The 2,889-nt window shown below is 49.3% G+C and carries 1 protein-coding gene and 1 pseudogene; both read left to right on the top strand.

All coding sequences use genetic code 11. The features are described from left to right. The first annotated feature begins 903 nt into the window (after positions 1–903). The gene (locus J0895_RS23480; RefSeq protein ID WP_207090410.1) at positions 904–1,869 is read left to right on the top strand and encodes a M48 family metalloprotease; all 966 of its coding nucleotides are present in this window, start codon (positions 904–906) and stop codon (positions 1,867–1,869) included. Between the two features lie 132 nt (positions 1,870–2,001). Further along, positions 2,002–2,889, top strand: a pseudogene (locus J0895_RS23475) (hypothetical protein); the annotation flags it as partial.

The raw sequence follows: 2,889 nt of genomic DNA, 5'->3' as shown, positions 1-2,889 counted from the left end.
TATCCTCGCTTTTCGGGGGGTGGTCGGCATTAAGGCTCGACCGAGTTGATTGATGACGCCAACTTTGGGTTGATTCATGTAATTAAACTAGATAGAGTTCATCAGCTTTCGCTGTTGTTTTCTTCGCCAATGTTTACTCAGATTTTTAAACTGCAACACTTCTTTTCTGCCAGGGAAGATGTTTGATTACCACTTCGCAGTGTCCAGAACTAGAAAACGGATTGTCAATCCTAAATTCTGAAGTGCCTATATATTCTGAGGAAACGTAGTATTCCTAACATGACGGAATACTGAGGCGTCGGACGTGCTTCTTGATTAATTAAGAAGCCCACACCATACTGTATTCAGTTGGTGTGTGGAGTCGTCACAGATATAGCGTATCAGTTTTTCTAGCGGGTCAGCCTTCATTGACAGGGGAAAACAAAAAGCTGCCAATTTAGGCTCCAAATCAGGGCCAGAGGAATTTGTTGCCAAACAAGGGTTTCCCTCCACGAGACTGACGCGCGTTCGTTGGGATGTCATGGGATCGGATAGATACCTTTCATGTCCAGCCCCTATTATCTACATCCTATGTTCTGTAAGTCCTGAGCAAGTTTGAGAAAACCGATCAGGTCCTAATCCAGGGGTACAAAATTGGGAAGACAAGGGGGTTTATGCCAGAAAATTTGGGCCAATTAGCAGTAAATCAGGGCGGTGAAACTCGGTTTCTGCTGCCTTTAATTAATTTGAATAGGGGAACGGCATCCAAGGAGATTGGCATTAACGGCTTTTGGAGTCAATTGAGCCCTTTGCTGAAAGGGATTACTTTAAGATTGATAGAGGCATGACAGAGGGAACGGTTGATTGGCGATCGCTTTTGTCCTGCCGCTACTATATTAGCCCCTGGGGGAATTAAAAAAAACGATGCCTACCTATACTGGAATTTCGAGCGAAGCCTTTCGGCATCCCTTGGATCGGGAAGCCGAGCAAACCTTACGCCGGGTCCCTGGATTTGATTTGGTGGCCCGGAAGTTTGTAGAATTTCTCGTGGAGCGTCCCCAGTATGTCTATATGATGGGTAATAGTATTCAAGTGGGGCCTCGGCAATATTCTACCCTTTATGGAATCTTCCGAGAATGTATTCGGGATTTAGATATTTATCCCGAACCCACTTTGTTTGTATCCCAGGCCCCCGTGGTTAATGCCTACGCCCTCGGAGAAGATCTGCCCTACATTGTCTTGAATACGGGGTTGATTGATTTGATGAATGAGGAGGAAATTCGCTCGGTTGTCGCCCATGAACTGGGACATATCAAATGTGGTCACACCACGTTGATTCAGATGGCGAGTTGGGCGATTATGGCAGTTTTTAGTCTGGCGGACTTGACGATGGGGTTTAGCCGAATCCTCAGTACGGGCTTGATTCTAGCCTTTTATGAATGGCTGCGAAAAGCCGAACTCTCGGCAGATCGCGCGGCGATGTTGGTTCTGGATGATACTAAGCCGGTGATGCAAACGATGATGAAAATGGCTGGGGGGTCGAATCGCTATGCCCATGAATGCAGCTTAGAGGAGTTTACCCGCCAAGCCCAACGCTATCAAGAATTGGATGAGGATGGACTCAATCAAGTTTATAAGTTTTTTCTTTATAACAACGTTGGACAGGGGGTTTTTCTGACCCATCCCTTCACCGTGGAACGAGTGAGCTATTTACAAGCTTGGGCGAATTCGGCGGAGTATCGGGAAATTAAGCGGGGAAATTATCCGCGCGCGGGCGCTCAAGGGTCGGTGGAGGTGAAGCGGGAGTCTCCAGCAGAACAGGAAGCCGATCGCTTGCGCAGTCAAATTGAGGAGTTGCAGCAGGAAATTAATCGGATCAAGGGAGAGTAGGCACGGCAAGGGGCGATCGCCTGCGGTTCACCTCGGGGATGTCTATCATAGAAATGGCTTTTTCATCAGATTGCGATCGGTCGCTCACTCAGCTACTCCCGCCATCCGGCATCGAACTTTTACCTCGAATTCATGCCTAGATTTCAGTTTTTTCTAAAGTTTATTCCGGCAGTCTGGCTTCTGGTCCTACTGGGAAGCTGTTCCCAAAGGGTCCCGCCCAGTTCTACAGAGTCTTTCGGGTCATCCTCAGCAGTTGCCCAGGTCCCGATCGCCCAAGGGGCAGTCGATCCGTTTGCGGAGGGGATTAAATACGCCACAAATGCCGCAAACCTTGCACAAACTGCCCGTTCTCCGGAGGAGTGGGATGAAGTGTCAAAACAGTGGCTCCAAGCGATCTACTGGATGCAGTCTGTTCCTCCGACTAATCCTCGCAGGGCGTTTGCTCAGAAAAAGGTGGCGGAATATATGCGCTATCTGATTTACACCCAGCAACAAGCTACGGTGAGTTCTCGCCTGAACTATCCCACGTTTAATAGTGATATCCTCGATGAGCAATTGGGACTCTATCTGTCCTACATTGAGGCGATGGGACGGCCTGATATTTTGATTGTCGGCAGTTCTCGGGCAGTACAGGGGGTCGATCCGCGTATCCTCCGCCAAGGGTTGGCCGCTAGGGGATTATCGGGACTGAGGGTGTTTAATTTTGGGATTCACGGCGCAACGGCCCAGGTGGTGCGGTTTCAGTTACAGGAATTGTTGGGTCCAGAGCATTTGCCGCGAATGATTTTATGGGCGGATGGGGTCCGGGCGTTTAATAGTGGACGGAGCGATCGCACCTATAACGAAATTGTCCAGTCTCCGGGATATCAGCGGTTAGCATCTGGGGTGCGTCCTCAGTTGAGTTCGGGGACCCTAGAGGAGGCGATCGCCAGCTCATTACCGGGAGAATACCAGTTTCAACCGATGAGTTTGCAGGCTTTCTCTGATTCTACGGGGGTAAAGGACTCATTCTCTCCCGTC

It is taken from the genome of Phormidium pseudopriestleyi FRX01 (assembly GCF_017313335.1).
In the GTDB taxonomy this organism is placed as follows: domain Bacteria; phylum Cyanobacteriota; class Cyanobacteriia; order Cyanobacteriales; family Laspinemataceae; genus Laspinema; species Laspinema pseudopriestleyi.
The sequence above is the reverse complement of the archived record's forward strand: the minus strand, read 5'-3'. Positions and strand labels throughout refer to the sequence as shown.

Coding starts and splice junctions, on each gene's coding strand:
- J0895_RS23480 (WP_207090410.1), top strand. CDS start 904: ATGCCTACCTATACTGGAATTTCGAGCGAAGCCTTTCGGCATCCCTTG.